Below are 20092 nucleotides of genomic sequence, written 5' to 3'. Positions count from 1 at the left end.
CAGTGCGCGACAGCCAATAACTGCACTGCCAGCATCAGGGGGTTCTATGTATTTGGTTTCTAACCGCGAAATGTTGCAAAAAGCACAGCGGGAAGGCTACGCAGTTCCTGCGTTCAACGTTCATAACCTTGAAACAGTGCAAGTTGTTGCTGAAACTGCTGCCGAGATGTCTTCGCCAGTGATTATGGCCGGTACGCCGGGAACCTTCAGTTATGCAGGCACTGATTATCTGGTGGGAATATGTCAGGCGGCCGCGCGTCGTTACAACCTGCCGCTGGCGCTGCATCTGGATCATCATGAAGAAATGGATGACATTGAAAGCAAGGTACATCAGGGGATTCGCTCAGTAATGATCGACGGCTCGCACCTGCCTTTTCATCAAAACATCAGTCTTGTCCGCCAGGCGGTAAAGCTTTGTCATCGCTATGGTGCAAGCGTTGAGGCAGAGCTGGGGCGGCTCGGGGGACAGGAGGATGACCTTATAGTGGATTCTACCGACAGTTTCTTTACCGATCCTCTGGCCGCCAGAGAGTTTGTCGAAGTCACGGGAATCGACTCGCTGGCAGTGGCGATTGGCAGCGCGCACGGTTTGTATCAGGGCGAGCCAAAGCTGGACTTTGAGCGACTGGAGAAAATCCGCAATCAGGTGGATATTCCGCTGGTATTACACGGTGCATCTGGCATTCCCGAGGCGATGATAACCCGCGCCATTGCGCTGGGCGTATGCAAGGTTAACGTGGCTACAGAGTTGAAAATAGCCTTTGCCGACGCAGTAAAAGGCTATTTTAATCAACAACCTGATGCCAACGACCCGCGAAAATACATTACTCCCGGTAAACTGGCGATGAAAGCCGTGGTCGCCGACAAGATCCGTATTTGCGGTAGCGCCGGAAAACTGTAGGCCATCTGGATTGCGTGAGCGCCCTATCTCAAAAGCAGAGTTGAAACATTCTCTCCCTAACCCTCACCCACCAAGGGCGAGGGAATAAAGCCAGAAATTTCAGTGATGTTGATGGCGCGCGTCGCACTATGAGCAGGAACTAGTTTTGCAGGAATTTTTCCAGGAACTGCCTGGTGCGCTCCTGTTGCGGCGCAGAGAACAGCTCCATGGCCGGTCCCTGTTCGACAATTTTGCCCTGATCCATAAATATGGCGCGATCGGCGACATCACGGGCGAAACTCATCTCGTGAGTGACGATGACCATAGTCCGGTGCTCTTGCGCCAATGCTTTGATAGTGCTCAAGACTTCGCCCACCAGCTCCGGGTCCAGCGCTGATGTCGGCTCATCGAAAAGAATCACTTCCGGGTTCATGGCCAATGCGCGAGCAATGGCGACACGCTGCTGCTGCCCTCCGGACAGGCGACGAGGGTACGCACTCTCCTTGCCAGCCAGTCCAACCTTTGCCAACAGCTTGCGAGCATTCGCCTCGGCATCGACGCGCCGCTCACCCTTCACAATCACCGGGCCTTCAATGATATTTTCCAGCACCGAGCGATGTGGAAACAGGTTGAAATTCTGGAATACGAAACCGACCTGTTGACGCAGTTGGCGAACCTTGTCTTTCTGTTTGCTGATAGGCACGCTGGCATCAATTTCAATCTTGCCGACGGTTATAGTGCCGGAGTCAGGGATTTCCAGCAGATTGATGCTGCGCAATAACGTGGTTTTACCCGAGCCGCTAGGCCCGATAATCGCCACCACTTCCCCCGCATTCACCTGCAGATCGATACCATGCAGCACCGTCTGACCATGAAATTTTTTAACCAGCTTTTTCACGTCAATGGTACTCATGTTGGCTCCTGATCCTGACGGTTAACACGGTCTTCCAGTCGATTTTGCAAGAATGAAAGCACGGTAGCCAGCACCCAGTAAATTACCGAGGCGGCCAGATACATGGTGAACACTTCCAGAGTACGGGAAGTCACCAGCTGAGCCTGACGGAACAGTTCCGGCACCTGAATAGTCGCCGCAAGCGAGGTGTCTTTCACCAAACCAATAAAGCTATTGCCCAGCGGCGGCAGCGCGGTGCGAGCGGCCTGAGGCAGGATCACCCGACGCAGCGTCTGCCAGGAATTCATGCCGATACTGGCGGCTGCTTCCCATTGTCCTTTTTCGATTGAGGAAATGGCGGCGCGCAGCGTCTCGGAGGTGTAAGCCGCCGTATTAAGCGACAGGCCAATCATTGCCGATGGGATCGGGTCAAGCTCGATGCCAAACTGTGGCAGGCCGTAATAAATCATAAACAGCTGCGCAATCAGTGGCGTACCACGAAAGATAGAGACGTAGAAACGCGAAAACCAAGACAGCGGCCAGAAATGCGACAACCGCATCATTGCCAGCAGGAAGCCGAGCAGTAAACCAAACACCATCCCCCCGAGACTCAGCTCGAGGGTAAACACGGTGCCTTTCAATAAAAATGGTGCTGAATCCAGCACCAGTTGGAGACTTTCTTGCATCAGGTTTAAACCTTACTTGGTAACATCTGCGCCAAACCACTTATCGGAAATCTTGGCCAGTGAACCATCTTTCTGCATATCGGCAATGGCCTTGTTAATCGCAGCCAGCAGTTCTGGGTTGTTTTTACGCAACGCTACGCCTGATTCCTGACGAGAGAAAGGTTTACCGGCAACGGCCATGGTATCACCGGTTTTTTTAACCAGATCCAGCGCTGCCAGACGATCAACCAGAATAGCATCGAGACGGCCTACGCGCAGATCCTGATACTTGGTTGGATCATCATCATAAGTGCGAATATCAACACCAGGTTCGTTTTGACGCAGCCACTGCTCGTAATTACTGCCCAGACCCACGCCGACTTTTTTACCTTTGAGATCATCAGGAGACGAGAATTTGCCTTCATTGCCTTTTTTGGTCAGCACTTGAATACCGGAAACAGTATAAGGAGTGGAGAAATCATATTTTTTCTCGCGCTCAGGCGAGATAGTCACCTGATTGATCACCACATCGATGCGTTTTGACTCCAGCGCGGCCAGCATGCCGTCCCATTTGGTCGGGGCCAGTTTGGCCTTCACGCCCATATGCTGGGCCAGCGAGTCAGCAAATTCGACCTCAAAACCGGTCAGCTTGCCATCATCGCCCTGAAAACTAAACGGCGGATAGGTCCCTTCCAGGCCGACAATCATCGTCCCGCGCTCTTTGATTTTAGCAAGAACGTTTTCAGAAGCTGCGAAGGCGTGAGTCGCCATACCCGCAGACAGTGAAACCGCCACCGCACCCAGCACCAGGCGACGACGCAAATTTGAAAAAGCCATACTCACCTCATTGTTCATTTTGTTGGCAACTATTTTATTAGAGTAAATTATTCACTAGGAAAACGGCAAAATCTTATCATTATAAGATATTTAATCTTATCAGATTATAGCAACATCAGGCGTTACGCTAGGTTGTAAGCAGTTAACCGTGCTAGATAGTCAATGGCGCTCATGGTTGTCAAATGAAAGTACAAAGGATTGGAATAATGGGGAAGTTTTTTGGATATATACATTTAGATATACAAATGAAAGCTGCCCGCAGGCAGCTTTGACTTTAGTTTGGAAGTTCGGAAACTTCTTTAACTTCGGCTTTATTGATTTGCTGTTTTTTACCCCATGCATCGGTATAACCCAGCATACCCGTATCAGTGTCTTTCGGTTTGCCGTCACTGATGATGGTTCGAGCATCATTAGTGTGAATCGCATAACTTGTTCGCGTGCATCCTGTCAAAGCAGCAACAGACAGCAAAGCGGTCAGTGATATAACAAATGCCTTTTTCATACACAACTCCTTGGTTTGGTCAGTTATTCAGTTCACACAGGTTGCCGATCTCATTACTTTTTAGCTGTGACATTACTTTTTAGCTGTGACATTAAAAGTGTAGATGGTTTTTCAGCTTTGTTTTTTTCTTGAACCTTTGCTGCGTGATGACTAACACAGTATTGGGAGAAATTAAGCCGCTCAAATTGGCGCGCTCTTTATTACCGCCGCCCCTAACAGTTCGCTCTTGGTCCTACCAATAGTATTTAAAAGCCAATTAAGATCGCAGAAACCGAATCCCCACCGGCCATCACCTTGCATAATAAGAACAACTCCTTAACAATTTCACTTAATCAAACTACTTCAGTTAATCAAGCTACGCCGCCTGCTTTGGTCTGACCAAGCAGTTACAAAATTCCCAGGAGTCATTGATGTCTGCCCCCCAAGTGCATCACACAGCCAAGCTAGCCGAACGTTTGAATTTATTTATTGCCCGGCAACAGCTTTTACCCGGTGCGCGCTTGCCTGCAGAACGCCAGCTGGCAACTTTGCTCGGGGTATCAAGATCCTCACTGCGGGAGGCTATTTCACAACTTAGCAGTGAGGGCCTGCTATTACGTCGGCCGGGAGGCGGAACTTTTTTACGCGAGCAGCCGCCTCTCTGGGCGCAAACACAAATCGTCGAGCCTTTGCGTAATCTGGTCAATCAGGACCCCGAGTATCGTTACGACATTCTCGAAGCCAGACATTCGATTGAGGCCAGTACCGCATGGCATGCAGCTCTTCGTGCCACCGAGGCCGACAAAGAACTATTGCAGTCCGCTTTTGATGCCACCTTGATGCTAAACGAAAACGAAAATCCTCAATGGGCTGCTCAGGCAGATGTCCGTTTTCATTTGGCCATTGCTGCCGCTTCTCACAACGTGGTGCTGTTACAGACAATGCGCGGATTTTTCGAATTGCTGCAATCCTCGGTAAGACAAAGCCGCCAACGCATGTACAGCCAGCAAACTATTTTTGCCCGATTAACCGAACAGCATCGCGCCTTGCTTGAGGCCATTCTGGATGGTGATGCGGTGCGCGCCCGCGAGGCAGCCATGGAACACATCAGTTTTGTTCATTCGACGTTAAAAACGCTTGATGAAGACGAGGCCAGACAGGCCCGCATTACCCGCCTGCCCGGCCAGGAGAAATAGAGAAAATGGAAATTAAAGGAATTCTGCAATGATTATTTCAGCCTCAAGTGACTATCGCCCTGCGGCACAGCGCATTCTGCCCCCGTTTCTTTTTCACTATATTGACGGCGGTTCTTACACCGAATCGACACTCAGGCATAACGTTGAGGATCTCTCGCAGATTGCCCTGCGCCAGCGCGTACTGAAAAATATGTCGGATCTCAATCTCGAAACCAAACTGTTTAATGAAACGCTGTCGATGCCGATTGCCTTGGCGCCAGTTGGCCTGTGTGGCATGTACGCCAGACGAGGTGAGGTCCAGGCGGCGCGTGCGGCAGCCAACAAAGGTATTCCCTTTACCCTTTCCACCGTATCGGTGTGCCCGATTGAGGAAGTTACCCCGGAAATTAGCCGCCCGATGTGGTTTCAGCTTTATGTGCTGCGCGATCGTGGCTTTATGCGCAATGCGTTAGAACGCGCCAAGGCTGCGGGCTGCTCGACGCTGGTATTTACCGTCGATATGCCAACGCCCGGAGCGCGCTATCGTGATGCCCACTCGGGAATGAGCGGCCCAAACGCGGCAATGCGTCGCTACTGGCAATCGGTAACCCATCCACAGTGGGCATGGGATGTCGGCGTGAACGGTCGGCCACACGATCTCGGCAACATCTCGACTTATCTTGGTAAACCCACCGGACTGGAAGATTACATTGGCTGGCTTGCCAGCAACTTTGACCCTTCGATCTCCTGGAAAGACCTCGAATGGATCCGCGAGTTTTGGGATGGGCCTATGGTTATCAAAGGAATTCTTGACGAAGAAGATGCACGCGATGCCGTGCGTTTTGGGGCCGACGGTATTGTGGTTTCCAACCACGGTGGCCGGCAGCTCGATGGCGTTCCTTCTACTGCGCGGGCGTTACCGGCGATCGCCGACGCGGTAAAGGGCGACATTACTATTCTGGCCGACAGCGGCGTGCGAAACGGATTAGACGTGGTACGCATGATAGCTTTGGGAGCGGACACCGTATTGCTTGGTCGCGCCTACCTTTACGCGCTTGCGACGCACGGTCAGCGTGGAGTCGAAAACCTGCTGACGCTGATTGAAAAAGAAATGAAAGTGGCGATGACGCTGACCGGGGCAAAGACTATCGGAGAAATTAGCGCAGATATGTTGGTACAGGAAAGCAAAGCTTTATTAAAAGGGTAATTCAGCGACTTAGGGCAAAAGTGTAAACGGGCAGTCTCATCGACTGACCGTTTTTTAAGCGAGTGGGGCAATTTTCAATCAATAATGTAACAAGGCCAGTCATTCAAATAATTTGAAAAGTAAAATCAATGAATTTGAACAGCACGACCAATGAATTAGAAAAGAGCCGAATACTTTGTCTCTCTAATTCATTGATCTTAGTTTCAAAGATAAGCAAACAACGCCGGTGAGCCACCCGTATGCACAAATAAAATCGGACCATCTCCAGGAATTATTTGGCGTTCGAGGGCATCTAGCAGCCCTGCCATCGCTTTGCCGGTATAAACCGGATCAAGCAACATCGCCTCCATTTCGGCCAGCAGCTTGATAGCCGCCAGACCTTCCTTGTTAGGCTCGCCGTAGCGCGGTGCAAAATAGTCATCCCAAAGATTGACGGTGGGGACATCTCCTTCAATCTCAAGCAAAGCCATGAGTTCTTTCGAAAGCAATTCAACTTTGGGGCGCTGATCGTCGGCTTTACGTGACACCGTCACGCCTATCAATTGCGTGGTTGGCATCAGCTCACGCATTGCCACGGCCAAGCCCGCGTGAGTTCCCGCACTACCAGAGGCGACGACTACCGCACTGAAATCTACGAAGCCAGCAGAACTTTGCTCGGCAATCTCAATGGCACACTGAACGTAACCCAATGCGCCAAGCGCATTTGAACCGCCCACCGGAATAATGTACGGACGGAATCCCTGAGCTTCGAGCAGCGTTGCCTGTTCGGCCATTTGTGCCATGGGATCATAGAGGCCATCGCACATCACCACTTCGGTATTGAACAAGTCCAGAAGCAGGCGGTTGCCGTTGTTGAGATAGTTTTCAGCATCGGTGCCGATTGGATTTTCCAGTAAAGCCAGGCATTTAAGGCCCAGCTTTGCCGCGACTGCCGCCGTTTGGCGCACGTGGTTTGACTGAATAGCTCCAGCAGTGATCAGTGTATCCGCCCCTTCTTCAATGGCAGCTGCAGCTAAAAACTCAAGTTTTCTCAACTTGTTACCACCAAGCGCCAGCGGCGTGACATCGTCACGTTTAATGTAAATATCGCGCCCTACAAAGTCTGAAAGACGATTTAATCGTTCCAGCGGTGTGCTGTTTCCTACCAAATCAATACGGGAAAAGCTTTCTAATTGATGTTTCAAGACGGCAAGTGAAGATGAGTCAGGCAAAGATGAAGGCACGGTGATCCCCCGAAGCTAAGTTTTAGGCTGATGCATTTCAAAGAAAAAGTATTGTTCTATTATATCAGTTTGCGACACAAAAAAAGCAGGCATCAAAGATACCTGCTTGGTTTAGGAATAACTTTATCTGTAAATCTTACAGGCAATCAAGCCTGTTCGGTATAAATACCGTCTGAAGGCATTTCACTTTGCCAGGCAAGGAACTGGTCATATTTCCTTAAGGCAATCCGGTAGTTATCGGTAACGGCTAAAGGAACATCTTCAACAATTCGCTGGTGTATATTTTTGTCGGCAATTTTATCCTGCGGATAATCACTGGCGGTCAAAATTTCATCCAGCCTGCGCAGGCGAACGACATATTCACGCACCGTGCTGTGGTTCATGTCTGTCTGTTCGAAAAGATACTGCTTAAAGGCGACAATTTCGAAATAGTGATAAGTGCTATTAAAGGAAATCTCACTACAAAAGCGGCACAAGGCCAATAAATCCTTAGAAAGATCGCCCCATAGCTCATCGTCAATAAGTTGATCCATTTTGGAAATCGCGTTTTTGTTAATAATCTGACCACGAAAAACCAAAGCCATTCTGTCCAGCTCTTTTCCACATTGGGAACAGTTCGTCTGGGTATGCTTATAATCTTTAAGATATCGGCTTAAAGGCCGTTTTTTAGATCCCGCTGGCATAATTCACTTCCAAAAATAGTGAAAACTTCGGATGGCCTCTTTGTGCCTTTTGTTCAAAGATTTTCAATCTTTACACCACAGCTTAAACCAGTAGGTAAGTATCGGACAAGCGATGTTTATGCCTAGGCAAACGTTTACGCTGCCAAACTTCCCAAAAAGTTGTGCTTATATTGAAATTTTAACTAAAGTAATTCTGAAACTTATTATTAACATTTTAGTTACTTTGTAAATTTGTGAACATAATCACTTACCAATTGATTGCAAAATGTTAACCGCATAGAATGACCCGCATTCGTTGAGGTTTATTAAAATTAGGAGTTATCGTGCATTTGTGGTGGGAAGCAATTAAAACTATTTACTGGGGTGGATTAGCAATCGGCGCAATTTTCACCTTGCTGGTGAGCCGTGACACAATCAAAATTCGTTTGCTAACCTCAGGAATTATCGGGTTAACCTGGCCAATGAGCCTGCCGGTAGTGATGTTGTTCTCTCTGTTCTAAATGCAGGTCACTGGCTAGTGGGTTATTTTTTAGCGGCTGTTCTGATGCGCATAGAGCCGCTAATTATTACGAATAAGTAAGGTCAAAACTTCATAGTGGGCAGTATGTGGAAACATATCGAACAACTGTACACGTTCAATACGATAGTTTTTTAGCTCGGCTAAATCCTTGGCCATTGTCTGAGCATTACAACTCGAGTAAAGCAATCTTGGCGGTGCCATCTCATCAAGATAGCGACACAATTCACTGCCAATTCCCCTGCGCGGTGGATTAACCAGCACCAACTCCGGCACGGCGTCATGCCCAGTGGCAAAACCGGTAGAGTCCAGCGCTTTAAATTCAACTTGCTTTAATCCCAGACGCTCGGCCGAAATTTTGGCACATACAATCGCCTCGGCGCTGATTTCAATGCCCGTGAGCCTGGTTTCAGGTTTGGCGCAGTGTAATCCAAAGCCACCGACGCCACAGAACAGATCCCACATGCTGGCAATCTCCCTTTCCGCCACCCAATCTCTTGCGGTAGCGTACAGCGCAGCAGCAACCTGTGGATTAGTCTGGAAAAAACTTTGCGGGCGGATAAACAACGGCACCTGATTGAAGTGTTCTTCCAGCGCCTGCTGGCTGGTGAGAGGGATTTCACGATCCCCCTCCAGAATCGCCATGTGTATCGGCTGAATATTTGCCGATATTACCTGCAACGCGGGCACCTGCTGCATCAACCACGGCAGCGCCGCGCGCAGTTGGACCAGCTTGGTTTCAGAACGGAGTACGAAGCGCAGCATCAGCCCGCCGTTGTACTGGCTTTCGGTCAGCAGCAGGTGTTTGAGTTCGCCACGTTTGCGCGCTACGTTGTAAGGCGTTAATCCTGCACGGGCGATAAAGGTTTTAAGATGCTGAAATACGTCACTGAAGCTCGAGGGATATAACGGGCAATCGCATAAATCTACCGGCGTGCCATCACGATGCAGCATGCCCAGCAGTGGCCGCTCAACGCTGCCGCTCACCACCATTTTGGCTTTGTTACGAAATGCCTGCTGCTTGCCTGCGACCGGCTCGCGCCATTCGCCCACAGTAAAATCGGCAAGCAGATCGGCAAGATTTTGCTGTTTATCACTGAGCTGAGTGGCATAGGGTTTTTCCAGCCACTGGCAGGACCGGCAGGTTCCGGCGGTGTATTGCGCGCAATGCATAAATAAGGACCGTTATCGCGATAGCTTGATCGGGCAGTTAAAAAGTTGGCGCGGATTGTAACACCGCGCGCAATCAAAGGCTCATTTATCGCATGGGAAATCTTAAGCGGGAATATTTAATGCCGCGCGGCACGCTGTAAGTCTTTAACCCGCTGCTTTTCGGCGCGATGCATAAACCACCAGGCAATCACGCCGATAATCCCCACCACCAGCAGAATCAGGGTAGCCAGCGCGTTTATTTCCGGATTAGTGCCCAAACGCACGCTGGCGAAAACCAACATCGGCAAGGTGGTCGAACCCGGCCCGGCAACAAAGCTGGCAATCACCAAATCATCCAGCGACAGGGTGAATGCCAGCAGCCAGCCGGATACCAACGCCGGAGCAATCATCGGAATGGTGATGATAAAAAACACTTTTAGCGGTGTCGCGCCGAGGTCCAGTGCCGCCTCTTCGATTGAACGGTCCAGTTCGCGCAATCGCGCCGAGACCACCACTGCGACGTAGGCACTGCAAAAGGTGACGTGCGCCAGCCAGATGGTGAACATCCCGCGCTCGCTCGGCCAGCCTAACGTGTGGCCCATGGCCACAAACAGCAGTAACAGTGCCAGCCCGGTAATCACATCAGGCATCACCAATGGCGCAGTGAGCATAAATGCAAAGCCGGTAGAGCCTTTGAAACGGCCATAGCGCACCATCACCACGGCCGCCAACGTCCCCACCACCACCGCCATGCTGGCTGCCGCGGTGGCAATGGTCAGGCTCATGCTCACCGCGCCAATCATCGCGGAATCGTGAAACAATGCGCTATACCACTGCGTTGACCAACCCGCCCAGACAGTCACCAGTTTTGAGCTGTTAAAAGAATAGATCACCAGAATTAGCATCGGGGCATACAGGAAGGCAAAACCCAGCACCAAAATAAGGATTCGCCACGGTGAGCGCACCACGGGTAACGGATTCATGGTTTATCCCCCAGTTCTTTATTCTGATATTTGTGGAACCAAAGGATCGGCATAATCAGCAGCAATAACATCACCACGGCCACCGCTGAAGCTACAGGCCAGTCGCGATTGTTAAAGAACTCCTGCCACAAAATGCGGCCAATCATGATGCTGTCCGGGCCGCCAAGCAGTTCTGGGATCACGTACTCGCCCACCGCCGGAATAAATACCAGCATTGATCCGGCAATGATCCCGCTCTTGGTCAACGGCACAATCACCTTGATAAAGGTTTTAAAGGGTTTCGCACCGAGATCAAGAGAAGCTTCAACCAGCGAGTAATCTAGGCGGGTTAAGGCGGTGTAAATTGGCAGTACCATAAATGGCAAATATGAATAAACGATGCCGATATAAACCGCCAGATTGGTATGCAAGATAACCAGCGGCTGATCGATAACGCCCAGCCACATCAGAAAATTATTCAACACGCCGTTGTCTTTGAGAATCGCCATCCAGGCATAAACGCGGATCAAAAAGGAAGTCCACGAAGGCAAAATCACCAGCAGCAACAGGATGTTACGCGTCGCCGGTGAACTGTGCGCCACCGCCCACGCCAGCGGGTAACCAATCAACAGACACAGCAGCGTCGAGATAGCGGCCACTTCCAGCGATTGCAGATACGACTCGATATACAGCGCGTCACTGCCGAGTTGAATATAATTGCCAAAATTCAACGCAATATCCAACACGCCATCGGTCCAGGTCATCAGGTCGGTATAAGGCGGAATGGCCCGCGCCATATCGGCAAAACTGATTTTTAGCACAATCAGAAACGGCAAGACGAAGAGCAGAATAAACCACACCAGCGGCAGCATGATCACCAGTTTTCTGCCGTGTGACTGGCGCATTTTTCTCAAAAACAGGTGAATTTTGCCGGGAGGTTTAGCCTCGGGGGTTTGTGTTACCAGGGTCATCGTTATCTCCTCGACTTAAATGGTCAACACCACGCAGCTGTCGGCTTCCCAACACAGGCTGACTTCATCTCCCCACGTCGGCATGCCTTTGCGAAAGCGATGGCCGTTTTGCAATTGAGCGGTGATTAACTGGCCGCTGAGCAGTTTAACGTGGTAAATCGACAGGTCACCCAGGTAGGCAATGTTTACTACCTCTCCCACCGCAAAGTTGCAGCCGTCGGCTGGAACCTCATCACAAAGCATGATTTTTTCAGGGCGCAGCGCCACAAATGCAGGCACGCCGTCGATCACCGAGGCGTCAGAAGAAACTTTTAACGGATGCACCAACCCTGGACTGCGGATCAGCAGTGCATCGTCCTGACGGGATTCAAGCAGCCCTTCGAATACGTTCACCGAACCAATAAACTCGGCGCTAAAACGGCTGTTCGGATGCTCATAAATTTCCTCAGGCTCGCCGATTTGCACAAATTTTCCGCGATTCATAATCGCAATACGACCCGCCATGGTCATCGCCTCTTCCTGATCGTGGGTCACCATGACGCAGGTCGCACCCACGCGCTCGAGGATATCCACCACCTCAAGCTGCATGCGGTCACGGAGCTTTTTATCCAACGCCCCCATGGGTTCGTCAAGCAGCAACAGTTTTGGTCGCTTGGCCAGGCTGCGAGCCAAAGCCACGCGCTGACGCTGCCCGCCAGAGAGCTGGTGCGGTTTGCGTCTGGCATACTCTTGCATGTGTACCAGAGTGAGCATTTCGGCGACCCGCGCTTTAATTTCGGCAGAAGGCAGTTTGTCCTGCTTGAGTCCGAAGGCAATATTTTGCTCAACCGTCATGTGCGGAAAAAGCGCATAGGACTGAAACATCATATTGATTGGTCGCTGATAAGGCGGCACCTGCGACAAATCCTGTCCGTCGAGGACGATTTGCCCTTTCGTGGGCTGTTCAAAACCGGCCAGCATGCGCAACAGGGTCGATTTCCCGCATCCTGACGCACCAAGCAACGCAAATATCTCGCCTTTATAGATGGTTAGATTGACATCATCAACGGCAAGCTGGCCGTCGAATGACTTGGACAAATTGCGAATTTCCAACAGAGGGGAAAAAGCTTTTTGCACTTTTTCACCTTTAAACTGCGGCTGAGGTTGTGGAATTGCATCATTCACTCAGAAATATCTCCGTCAGAAGCGGGTTAAGAAAATCAAGAAAAAGCCAGGCGGCCCCGTGAACCCACTGGAGCCGCCTATTCGCGCTGTCGGCTAAAAGATACATTTGCCTTAATGAACATTTTTCTTAATAAACAACAGCGTCTTTAGATTACGTGTTATTTACCACTTTGTACCTTGGTCCATGAACGGGTGATCAGGCGGTCAATTTTCGGGTCCTGCACTTTCAGGCCGAACAGTTTGGCGCGAACCTCGGCGGAAGGATAAATACCTGGATTATTGCGAATCTCAGGTTTTACCAGCGGAGTCGCGGCCGCATTACCGCTTGCATAAAATACCGCGTTGCTTATCCCCGCCATCACTTCCGGCCTCATCAGATAATTAAGGAACTGGTAGGCTTCATCGGTGTTTTTGGCATCAGCAGGCATTGCAAACACGTCGAAGAAGGCCAAAGCCCCTTCTTTCGGAATGCTATAGGCAATATTGACTCCATTTTTTGCTTCTTTGGCGCGGTTGGATGCCTGGATAACATCGCCCGCCCAGCCTACGGCCACGCAGATATCCCCGTTGGCAAGATCGTTGATGTACTGCGAAGAATGGAAATAACGAATGCTTGGGCGCAGTTTTAACAACAGATCAGTGGCGGCGGTATAATCCTCGGGTTTGGTGCTGTTCGGGTCAAGATGCAGGTAGTTCAACACTGTGGCATAAATTTCAGCCGGTGCATCGAGGAAGGAAACGCCGCAGCCCTTGAGTTTGGCGAGGTTATCGGGATTAAGCACCAGATCCCAGCTGTTAACCGGCGCATCTTTACCCAGCGCGGCCTTCACTTTGTCGACGTTATAGCCGATACCGGTAGTCGCCCAGAGATAGGGAATGGCATATTTGTTGCCCGGATCGTGCTGGGCAACCATTTTCAACAGCTCGGGATCGAGATTTTTGTAATTGGGCAGCTTGCTCTTGTCCAGCGGTTTGAACACGCCGGCGGAGATTTGGCGTTCGAGGAAACTGGCCGAAGGAACCACCAGATCAAAACCGGTGCTGCCTGCCATCAGTTTGCCCTCCAGCACCTCGTTGGAGTCAAACACGTCATACACTACTTTGATGCCCGTTTCTTTCTGGAAATTGGCCACCGTGTCAGGTGCAATGTAATCAGACCAGTTATAAATATGCAGTGTTTTATCATCTGCAGATGCAGCAACTGACGCGGCCATAGCCACACCGGCGATAACGCCCGACAACCACTTTTTACGCAGGGTAAACATCCGTTATTACCTCCAACAGGGGATAAAATTAAACTTGCCTCTGGTCACCGCGCTATAAACCCACTTTGTAAGCAAGCAGGTCTAAAGACCAGTAAGTAATTAGATTAGTAAACATATTACTAATCTGGATAAATTTCTTGCCTACCCTGGCATCGGAGGTAACTGCATAAAAATGCATTCTGCAAACTACGCCACCGTTGAAATAACCATTTGGTTTTTCACAACATCCTTTACTCTTTGTAGAAGAGTCAGCATAACTCTGTGCGCTAAATCACACCATAGCTGGGATGAAAAAACACCATTCATCGAATATTTATGCATTTTTGTCTATAGACTGCGCCATTCACGCTTATGCAAAGTGAAATAAATGGCAACAATGACTCATGTTCAGAATAAAATTTTTTGAAAAACAACAAAAACAGCGCAGCCATCGGAATGGCAACGCTGTCTAAAGTCATGCTAGAGGGAACAGCTGCGCAGGGCGCGAGGGAAAATTAGTGCAGTAGCGGGATGTTCAGGCTTACCGGTGGCGCGCTTTCGTCTTCATCGCCAAGAAATAGCAGATCGTTGGCGTGCGCTTCAAGAATAATCATCGACATTTGCTCTTCTCCCTGTTGCAGGAAATGGGCAAATTGCTCAACAGTAATGCCGACTGCAACACTTATCGACTGGCAAACAATCAGCTTTGGCAGATTGTCATCCTGAATATCCACAAAAGCTTTAACAGTCAGCGAGCTGGCGTTAATCTGGCTGAGATCGGCAACCAAAGGGATAAGCGCGGTGGGTTTCACTTCGGCCAGCGCCGAAAACAAAATCACGCCATCAACCAGATCGACCTTCGCGTCAAATACGCCGTCGAAATTCTGCATGTGCGGCAAGTGAAGAGCCTGACAAGAATCACACTCGAAAAAAGAAATGCCCAGCTGATCCAGCCAGCGTCTTAGCAACGCCAAATCAGGGACGGTGAGTGAATCCATATAATCAGCCTCAGTGAGTCAATAAAGCACGATGACGAATCGTAATAATGTCGGAACTTGAAAATCAGTTTACGCAGAATTTTTACGTAATCGGTCATTTTAAGTCAATGTTCAAGGGCGACAGCTTACGGAAAATTACCCGCCAGCGCCACGATCAATCCTGACATTAACAGTTATTCGCTCAAATTATGGGTACAACTGCCACAAAAAAACCGATCTGCCGAATTATTCGGCACATCGGTCCTAAATATGTTGTGCCAGTGAATTACCCGCCAGATTTCAGCCTGAAGCCGGGTTTGGCGCGTTGCTCGATATAATCAATCATCATGCCGGCAATATCCATTCCGGTGGTGGTTTCAATGCCCTCCAATCCCGGGGATGCATTGACCTCCATGACCAGCGGCCCACGATTGGCTCGAAGGATATCCACCCCGGCAACGTCAAGGCCCAGCGTCATGGCTGCCTTGATGGCAATATCTTTTTCTTGCGCGGTGATTTTGACATTACGCGCCGTGCCACCGCGATGCAGATTGGAACGAAATTCGCCAGGTTTGGCCTGACGTTCAATTGCCGCCACCACCTTTTTACCCACGACCAGACAGCGAATATCGCGGCCTTCGGCTTCGCGAATATACTCCTGCACCAGAATATGGGCGTTAAGTCCGCGAAAGGCATCGATCACGCTTTCTGCGGCCTGTCGCGTTTCGGCGAGCACCACGCCAATACCCTGCGTTCCTTCAACCAATTTCACCACCAGCGGCGCACCGCCAACCAGGGCAATCAGGTCAGAGGTGTCATCCGGCGAATGGGCAAAGCCGGTGATCGGAAGATCAATACCTTCACGAGCCAAAATCTGCATCGAACGCAGTTTGTCACGCGCCCGGGTGATGGCTACCGATTCGTTAAGCGGAAAACTGCCCAGCATCTCAAACTGCCGCAGAACGGCGGTGCCATAAAAGGTAATGGCTGGCCCAATCCTTGGGATAACCGCCTGATACTTTTCCAGCTGACGGCCGCGATAATGCACACTCGGCGCGGCACAGTTGATGTTCATATAGCAAGAAAGAGGGTCGATCACCTCGATTTCGTGACCGCGCGCCTCCCCGGCCTCCTTGAGGCGTTTACACGAATAAAGGCTTCCATCGCGGGAAAGTACGGCAATTTTCATCAGACACTCCGTTGTCTATTAACGCGTTGCCCAACCTTGTTTATGCAAGGCTTCGAGCATAAACGGACGCTGCTCTTTTTTCAGCGTGCGCATAATCAGGTCACTCCAGTTATCCTTGCGGGCGTTGCTGTCGCGTTGAGAAAAATAGGATTCAAGCTCGGCATCATATTCTGCGAGCTGAGTTTTATCTAACGGCTGATAGCTGTTTTCATGCACCAGCATACTCTGTGGCATACGCGGCTTGAAGGCATTGATCTGCGCCGGATAGCCAACACAAAAGCCAAACAGCGGCATCACAAATTTTGGCAGATTAAGCAATGCGACAACGTCTTCGATACGGTTGCGGATCCCGCCGATAAATACGCCGCCCAGACCCAATGATTCAGCGGCAGCCATCGCGTTTTGCGCCATCAGTGCGGTGTCAACGCAGCCAAGCAGCAATTGCTCGGCCAGCCCCAATTCAGCCTCAGGGTTGATTTGCTGATTACGATTAAAATCGGCACAGAATACCCAGAACTCCGCAGCGGTAGCGACATATTTTTGGCCGCCAGTATACTCAACCAGCTTCTCGCGCAGCGCCGGGTCAGTGATGCGGATAATGGATGAACACTGAAGAAAACTTGACGTGGACGCAGCCTGAGCCGCGCCAATAATTGCCTCTCTTTGCTCATCGCCGAGCGCCTGATCGGTAAAAGAGCGTACCGAGCTGTGGGCTCGAAGGAGGTCAATAGTTGGCGTCATAATGCGGATCCTTGGTTTTGAAAGAATGATAAATAATTGAAAATCAACACGGGCAAACGTGCCCTTAAGGCAGCAATGATTCATGTTCGTCAGGCCCATTGCAAGCGCCGCCGCACTAAATGACTGCCCTCTTTTGCTTGAATGACGGGTTTACATTCATTGTCGTATTTTTTCTAAACATAATGGCGCAGATAGGCACAGCACATCAAAGCGACAGGTAATTCCTACTTTTTTTTCTCTGCCGAGACAGGCATAGTAACTCCATGTTGTGAGAGCACTGCGCTAAATTATAAATAATTTCTGCGATTTACATCTCAAATTTGTCAAGTCCTGACTTTCAGGCATTTAAAAATCTAAGGAGTCTCCATGTTTGCAGTAATTTTCGGGCGTCCTGGCTGTCCTTATTGTGTACGTGCAAAAGAGTTGGCGGAAAAACTGACTGAAGAACGTGACGATTTCAATTTCCGTTATGTTGATATTCACGCGGAAGGCATTTCTAAAGCAGATCTGGAAAAGACTGTGGGCAAGCCGGTAGAAACTGTTCCACAGATTTTCCTCGACCAGAAACACATTGGCGGCTGCACCGATTTTGAAGCTTACGCCAAAGAGCATCTGGCGCTGTTTCAGCAATAATCCCATTGCGGGCCAATTGCGGTTCAGAATTAAAAAGCACTCTGAAAAGAGTGCTTTTTTTGTGTTTGCCAAGTCATATTCGCCGCTTTTGCCTGCGCGACTGCTTGCCCCAGACTTGATATAACAATACAAACATTACGCCCAGCATCGACCAGAATACGGCGCTAATCAGGTAGGCAATCTCTTGCCAGTTGCTGCGAATTTCCAACATGAAATAATGGCGAATTAATAAACATACGGGAACGCTAATAATCGCGCCCAACAATAGAGCAATAAAATTCTCACCACGGCTTAATAAACAGGCAATCATTCCAGGCAGCAAATAAAGCAGCATGCATAAATCACTCTGCGGAATAATTCTATTAACAGTTACGACATGACCTTTTAACGAAATAAAAACAATTATAAATAAAATAGCATTTATAGTGCCGTATAAAAGGGGTAAATACCGTTTCATGTCTTCTCTCCATAGTTAATGAACACCTGCACCTTCGGGCCTTGAGTTACAGCAGATAGCAAAAACGTAGACATACAGCCACTGTCCATTTGGCTATACAGTTGTTTTTGTTCTTAAACACTTGCTAACACTGGCTGTAATCCGCAGCAAGGACTAGAATACTGCCCGTCATTTCGGATAAACAGTATCGGATAAACAGTTTCAGCAATTGAGTGCGATCCATTAGCTGCGTGGTTTTCATCAGTAGCATGAATGAATTTATCTCTTGCTGTTATATATTTCAATAAATTGCTGGTAACCAATAAGTAATACTCTGTGAATATAAATGTCGCTAGTTTGTTAAATGGTAACTACATCCTTTTACTTTTTGTGGTGCTGGCGCTCGGCCTGTGTCTGGGGAAAGTACGACTAGGATCGGTACAATTAGGTAATTCCATTGGAGTTTTAGTCGTTTCCCTGCTGCTCGGGCAACAGCATTTCAGCATCAATACCGAGGCACTCAATCTCGGCTTTATGCTGTTTATTTTTTGTGTGGGTGTCGAAGCCGGGCCTAACTTTTTTTCAATTTTCTTCCGCGATGGCAAAAATTATCTGATGCTGGCGCTGGTCATGGTGGGTACCGCCATGCTGCTGGCCTTTGGGCTGGGGCGGCTTTTTGGCTGGGATATCGGGCTAACCGCCGGTATGCTGGCAGGCTCGATGACCTCAACACCGGTGCTGGTCGGCGCGGGGGATACGCTGCGTAATACTCTGGGCAGCACCAAGATTCTTGGGCCGGAGCTCGATAACCTCAGCCTGGGTTATGCTCTAACCTATCTTATTGGTCTGGTAAGTCTCATTTTCGGCGCGCGTTATCTGCCGAAACTACAGCATCAGGATCTGTCCACCAGCGCCCAGCAAATTGCCCGCGAGCGCGGCCTCGACACTGACAGTCAGCGTAAAGTTTACTTGCCGGTGATCCGCGCCTACCGCGTAGGTCAAGAGCTGGTTGCCTGGGCCGACGGTAAAAACTTGCGCGAATTGGGGATTTATCGCCAAACTGGCTGTTATATCGAGCGTATTCGCCGTAATGGCATTCTCGCTACGCCAGACGGCGATGCGGTGCTGCAATACGGTGACGAAATCGCGCTGGTGGGATATCCCGATGCTCATTCACGTCTTGATCCGAGCTTCCGAAATGGCAAGGAAGTGTTCGATCGCGATCTGCTCGACATGCGCATAGTCACTGAAGAAGTGGTGGTAAAAAATAATAACACGGTCGGTAAACGGTTAAGCCAAATCAATCTGACTGACTATGGATGCTTCCTCAACCGCGTTATCCGCAGCCAAATCGAAATGCCGATTGACGATAGCATCGTGCTTAACAAAGGTGATGTGTTGCAGATCAGCGGCGACGCGCGACGCGTTAAAAGCCTGGCTGAACGCATCGGCTTTATCTCAATTCACAGCCAGGTGACAGATTTGCTGGCCTTTTGTGCCTTCTTTATTGTCGGGTTGATGATTGGTTTAATCACCTTCCAGTTTAAAACCATCACGTTTGGTATTGGTAACGCGGCAGGATTGCTGTTTGCCGGCATCATGCTCGGCTTCCTGCGAGCCAACCACCCTACTTTCGGCTATATCCCGCAGGGTGCGTTAAATATGGTGAAAGAATTTGGCCTGATGGTGTTTATGGCCGGAGTTGGGCTAAGTGCCGGAGCCGGTATTAATCACGGTCTCGGTGCAGTAGGTGGCCAGATGCTACTTTCCGGTCTGATAGTCAGCCTGGTGCCGGTTATTATCTGCTTTATCTTTGGTGCTTATGTACTGCGCATGAACCGCGCGTTGCTTTTTGGTGCCATCATGGGAGCACGCACCTGTGCTCCTGCAATGGAAATCATCAGCGACACCGCACGCAGCAATATTCCAGCACTGGGTTATGCGGGGACTTACGCTATCGCTAACGTGTTACTAACCTTAGCAGGGACCTTTATCGTCATCATCTGGCCGGGCAGTTAATGTAACCCATTGACTCGTTTGATAGATTTAGAAAATCAACAAAT

The 20092-nt window shown here is 49.7% G+C and carries 21 protein-coding genes; 6 read left to right on the top strand and 15 right to left on the bottom strand.

Annotated features, from left to right (window positions below; all coding sequences use genetic code 11):
* Window positions 1-46 precede the first annotated feature (46 nt).
* The gene (locus AB3G37_RS10625) at window positions 47-901 is read left to right on the top strand and encodes a tagatose bisphosphate family class II aldolase (protein ID WP_369790654.1); all 855 of its coding nucleotides are present in this window, start codon (window positions 47-49) and stop codon (window positions 899-901) included.
* A gap of 139 nt (window positions 902-1040) precedes the next feature.
* Here AB3G37_RS10625 and tcyN read toward each other — a convergent pair whose 3' ends face one another.
* The 4 genes from tcyN to AB3G37_RS10605 form a co-directional block, all read right to left on the bottom strand.
* Entirely contained in the window at window positions 1041-1793 is a 753-nt protein-coding gene (tcyN, locus tag AB3G37_RS10620) for an L-cystine ABC transporter ATP-binding protein TcyN (protein WP_369790653.1), read from the bottom strand.
* A complete protein-coding gene (tcyL, locus tag AB3G37_RS10615; protein WP_009636280.1) occupies window positions 1790-2458 on the bottom strand; it encodes a cystine ABC transporter permease in 669 nt (222 codons plus the stop codon). The genes tcyN and tcyL overlap by 4 nt, the downstream gene beginning before the upstream one ends.
* A gap of 12 nt (window positions 2459-2470) precedes the next feature.
* Window positions 2471-3274 (bottom strand): cystine ABC transporter substrate-binding protein, encoded by an 804-nt coding sequence (tcyJ, locus tag AB3G37_RS10610; protein WP_369790652.1) that lies wholly within the window; start codon window positions 3272-3274, stop codon window positions 2471-2473.
* Window positions 3275-3548: 274 nt separating this feature from the next.
* Window positions 3549-3776, bottom strand: coding sequence for a YgdI/YgdR family lipoprotein (locus AB3G37_RS10605; RefSeq protein ID WP_009636282.1), 228 nt, complete (start codon window positions 3774-3776; stop codon window positions 3549-3551).
* 410 nt (window positions 3777-4186) lie between these two features.
* Here AB3G37_RS10605 and lldR point away from each other — a divergent pair, with 410 nt between their 5' ends.
* The gene (lldR, locus tag AB3G37_RS10600) at window positions 4187-4951 is read left to right on the top strand and encodes a transcriptional regulator LldR (RefSeq protein ID WP_009636284.1); all 765 of its coding nucleotides are present in this window, start codon (window positions 4187-4189) and stop codon (window positions 4949-4951) included.
* Between the two features lie 28 nt (window positions 4952-4979).
* Window positions 4980-6137, top strand: a complete 1158-nt coding sequence (lldD, locus tag AB3G37_RS10595) for an FMN-dependent L-lactate dehydrogenase LldD (RefSeq protein ID WP_369790651.1) — start codon at window positions 4980-4982, stop codon at window positions 6135-6137.
* A gap of 203 nt (window positions 6138-6340) precedes the next feature.
* Here the strand turns inward: lldD and AB3G37_RS10590 are convergent, their stop codons facing one another.
* Window positions 6341-7321 (bottom strand): D-cysteine desulfhydrase, encoded by a 981-nt coding sequence (locus AB3G37_RS10590; RefSeq protein WP_037378000.1) that lies wholly within the window; start codon window positions 7319-7321, stop codon window positions 6341-6343.
* A gap of 185 nt (window positions 7322-7506) precedes the next feature.
* Window positions 7507-8043, bottom strand: a complete 537-nt coding sequence (gene fliZ, locus AB3G37_RS10585; RefSeq protein WP_369790650.1) for a flagella biosynthesis regulatory protein FliZ — start codon at window positions 8041-8043, stop codon at window positions 7507-7509.
* Between the two features lie 323 nt (window positions 8044-8366).
* On the opposite strand from fliZ, the gene AB3G37_RS10580 reads away from it, so the two are divergent.
* Complete coding sequence (locus AB3G37_RS10580) at window positions 8367-8543, top strand: GhoT/OrtT family toxin (RefSeq protein ID WP_009636288.1); 177 nt, start codon at window positions 8367-8369, stop codon at window positions 8541-8543.
* 59 nt (window positions 8544-8602) lie between these two features.
* Here AB3G37_RS10580 and rlmC read toward each other — a convergent pair whose 3' ends face one another.
* From rlmC to nfsA, 8 genes are all read right to left on the bottom strand, one after another.
* Window positions 8603-9733, bottom strand: coding sequence for a 23S rRNA (uracil(747)-C(5))-methyltransferase RlmC (gene rlmC, locus AB3G37_RS10575; protein WP_369790649.1), 1131 nt, complete (start codon window positions 9731-9733; stop codon window positions 8603-8605).
* A gap of 116 nt (window positions 9734-9849) precedes the next feature.
* The gene (gene potI / locus AB3G37_RS10570; protein ID WP_009636290.1) at window positions 9850-10695 is read right to left on the bottom strand and encodes a putrescine ABC transporter permease PotI; all 846 of its coding nucleotides are present in this window, start codon (window positions 10693-10695) and stop codon (window positions 9850-9852) included.
* Window positions 10692-11645, bottom strand: coding sequence for a putrescine ABC transporter permease PotH (gene potH / locus AB3G37_RS10565; RefSeq protein WP_009636291.1), 954 nt, complete (start codon window positions 11643-11645; stop codon window positions 10692-10694). Before potH ends, potI begins: the two co-directional genes overlap by 4 nt.
* Window positions 11646-11660: 15 nt before the next feature.
* The gene (potG, locus tag AB3G37_RS10560; RefSeq protein WP_369790648.1) at window positions 11661-12809 is read right to left on the bottom strand and encodes a putrescine ABC transporter ATP-binding subunit PotG; all 1149 of its coding nucleotides are present in this window, start codon (window positions 12807-12809) and stop codon (window positions 11661-11663) included.
* Window positions 12810-12967: 158 nt separating this feature from the next.
* Entirely contained in the window at window positions 12968-14074 is a 1107-nt protein-coding gene (gene potF / locus AB3G37_RS10555; RefSeq protein ID WP_009636293.1) for a spermidine/putrescine ABC transporter substrate-binding protein PotF, read from the bottom strand.
* Between the two features lie 494 nt (window positions 14075-14568).
* Window positions 14569-15051, bottom strand: coding sequence for a YbjN domain-containing protein (locus tag AB3G37_RS10550; RefSeq protein ID WP_009636294.1), 483 nt, complete (start codon window positions 15049-15051; stop codon window positions 14569-14571).
* Between the two features lie 265 nt (window positions 15052-15316).
* A complete protein-coding gene (gene rimK / locus AB3G37_RS10545) occupies window positions 15317-16219 on the bottom strand; it encodes a 30S ribosomal protein S6--L-glutamate ligase (protein WP_009636295.1) in 903 nt (300 codons plus the stop codon).
* An 18-nt stretch (window positions 16220-16237) separates the two neighbouring features.
* Entirely contained in the window at window positions 16238-16960 is a 723-nt protein-coding gene (gene nfsA / locus AB3G37_RS10540; RefSeq protein WP_369790647.1) for an oxygen-insensitive NADPH nitroreductase, read from the bottom strand.
* Window positions 16961-17326: 366 nt separating this feature from the next.
* Here nfsA and AB3G37_RS10535 point away from each other — a divergent pair, with 366 nt between their 5' ends.
* Window positions 17327-17593, top strand: coding sequence for a GrxA family glutaredoxin (locus AB3G37_RS10535; RefSeq protein WP_009636297.1), 267 nt, complete (start codon window positions 17327-17329; stop codon window positions 17591-17593).
* 73 nt (window positions 17594-17666) lie between these two features.
* Here AB3G37_RS10535 and ybjM read toward each other — a convergent pair whose 3' ends face one another.
* Window positions 17667-18050, bottom strand: a complete 384-nt coding sequence (gene ybjM / locus AB3G37_RS10530; protein ID WP_369790646.1) for an inner membrane protein YbjM — start codon at window positions 18048-18050, stop codon at window positions 17667-17669.
* 315 nt (window positions 18051-18365) lie between these two features.
* On the opposite strand from ybjM, the gene AB3G37_RS10525 reads away from it, so the two are divergent.
* Entirely contained in the window at window positions 18366-20048 is a 1683-nt protein-coding gene (locus AB3G37_RS10525) for an aspartate:alanine antiporter (protein WP_009636299.1), read from the top strand.
* Window positions 20049-20092 lie beyond the last annotated feature (44 nt).

The organism is Rouxiella sp. WC2420 (assembly GCF_041200025.1).
Classification (GTDB): Bacteria; Pseudomonadota; Gammaproteobacteria; order Enterobacterales; family Enterobacteriaceae; genus Rouxiella.
Note: the sequence above shows the minus strand (reverse complement) of the source record. Positions and strands in the feature narration are given on the sequence as shown.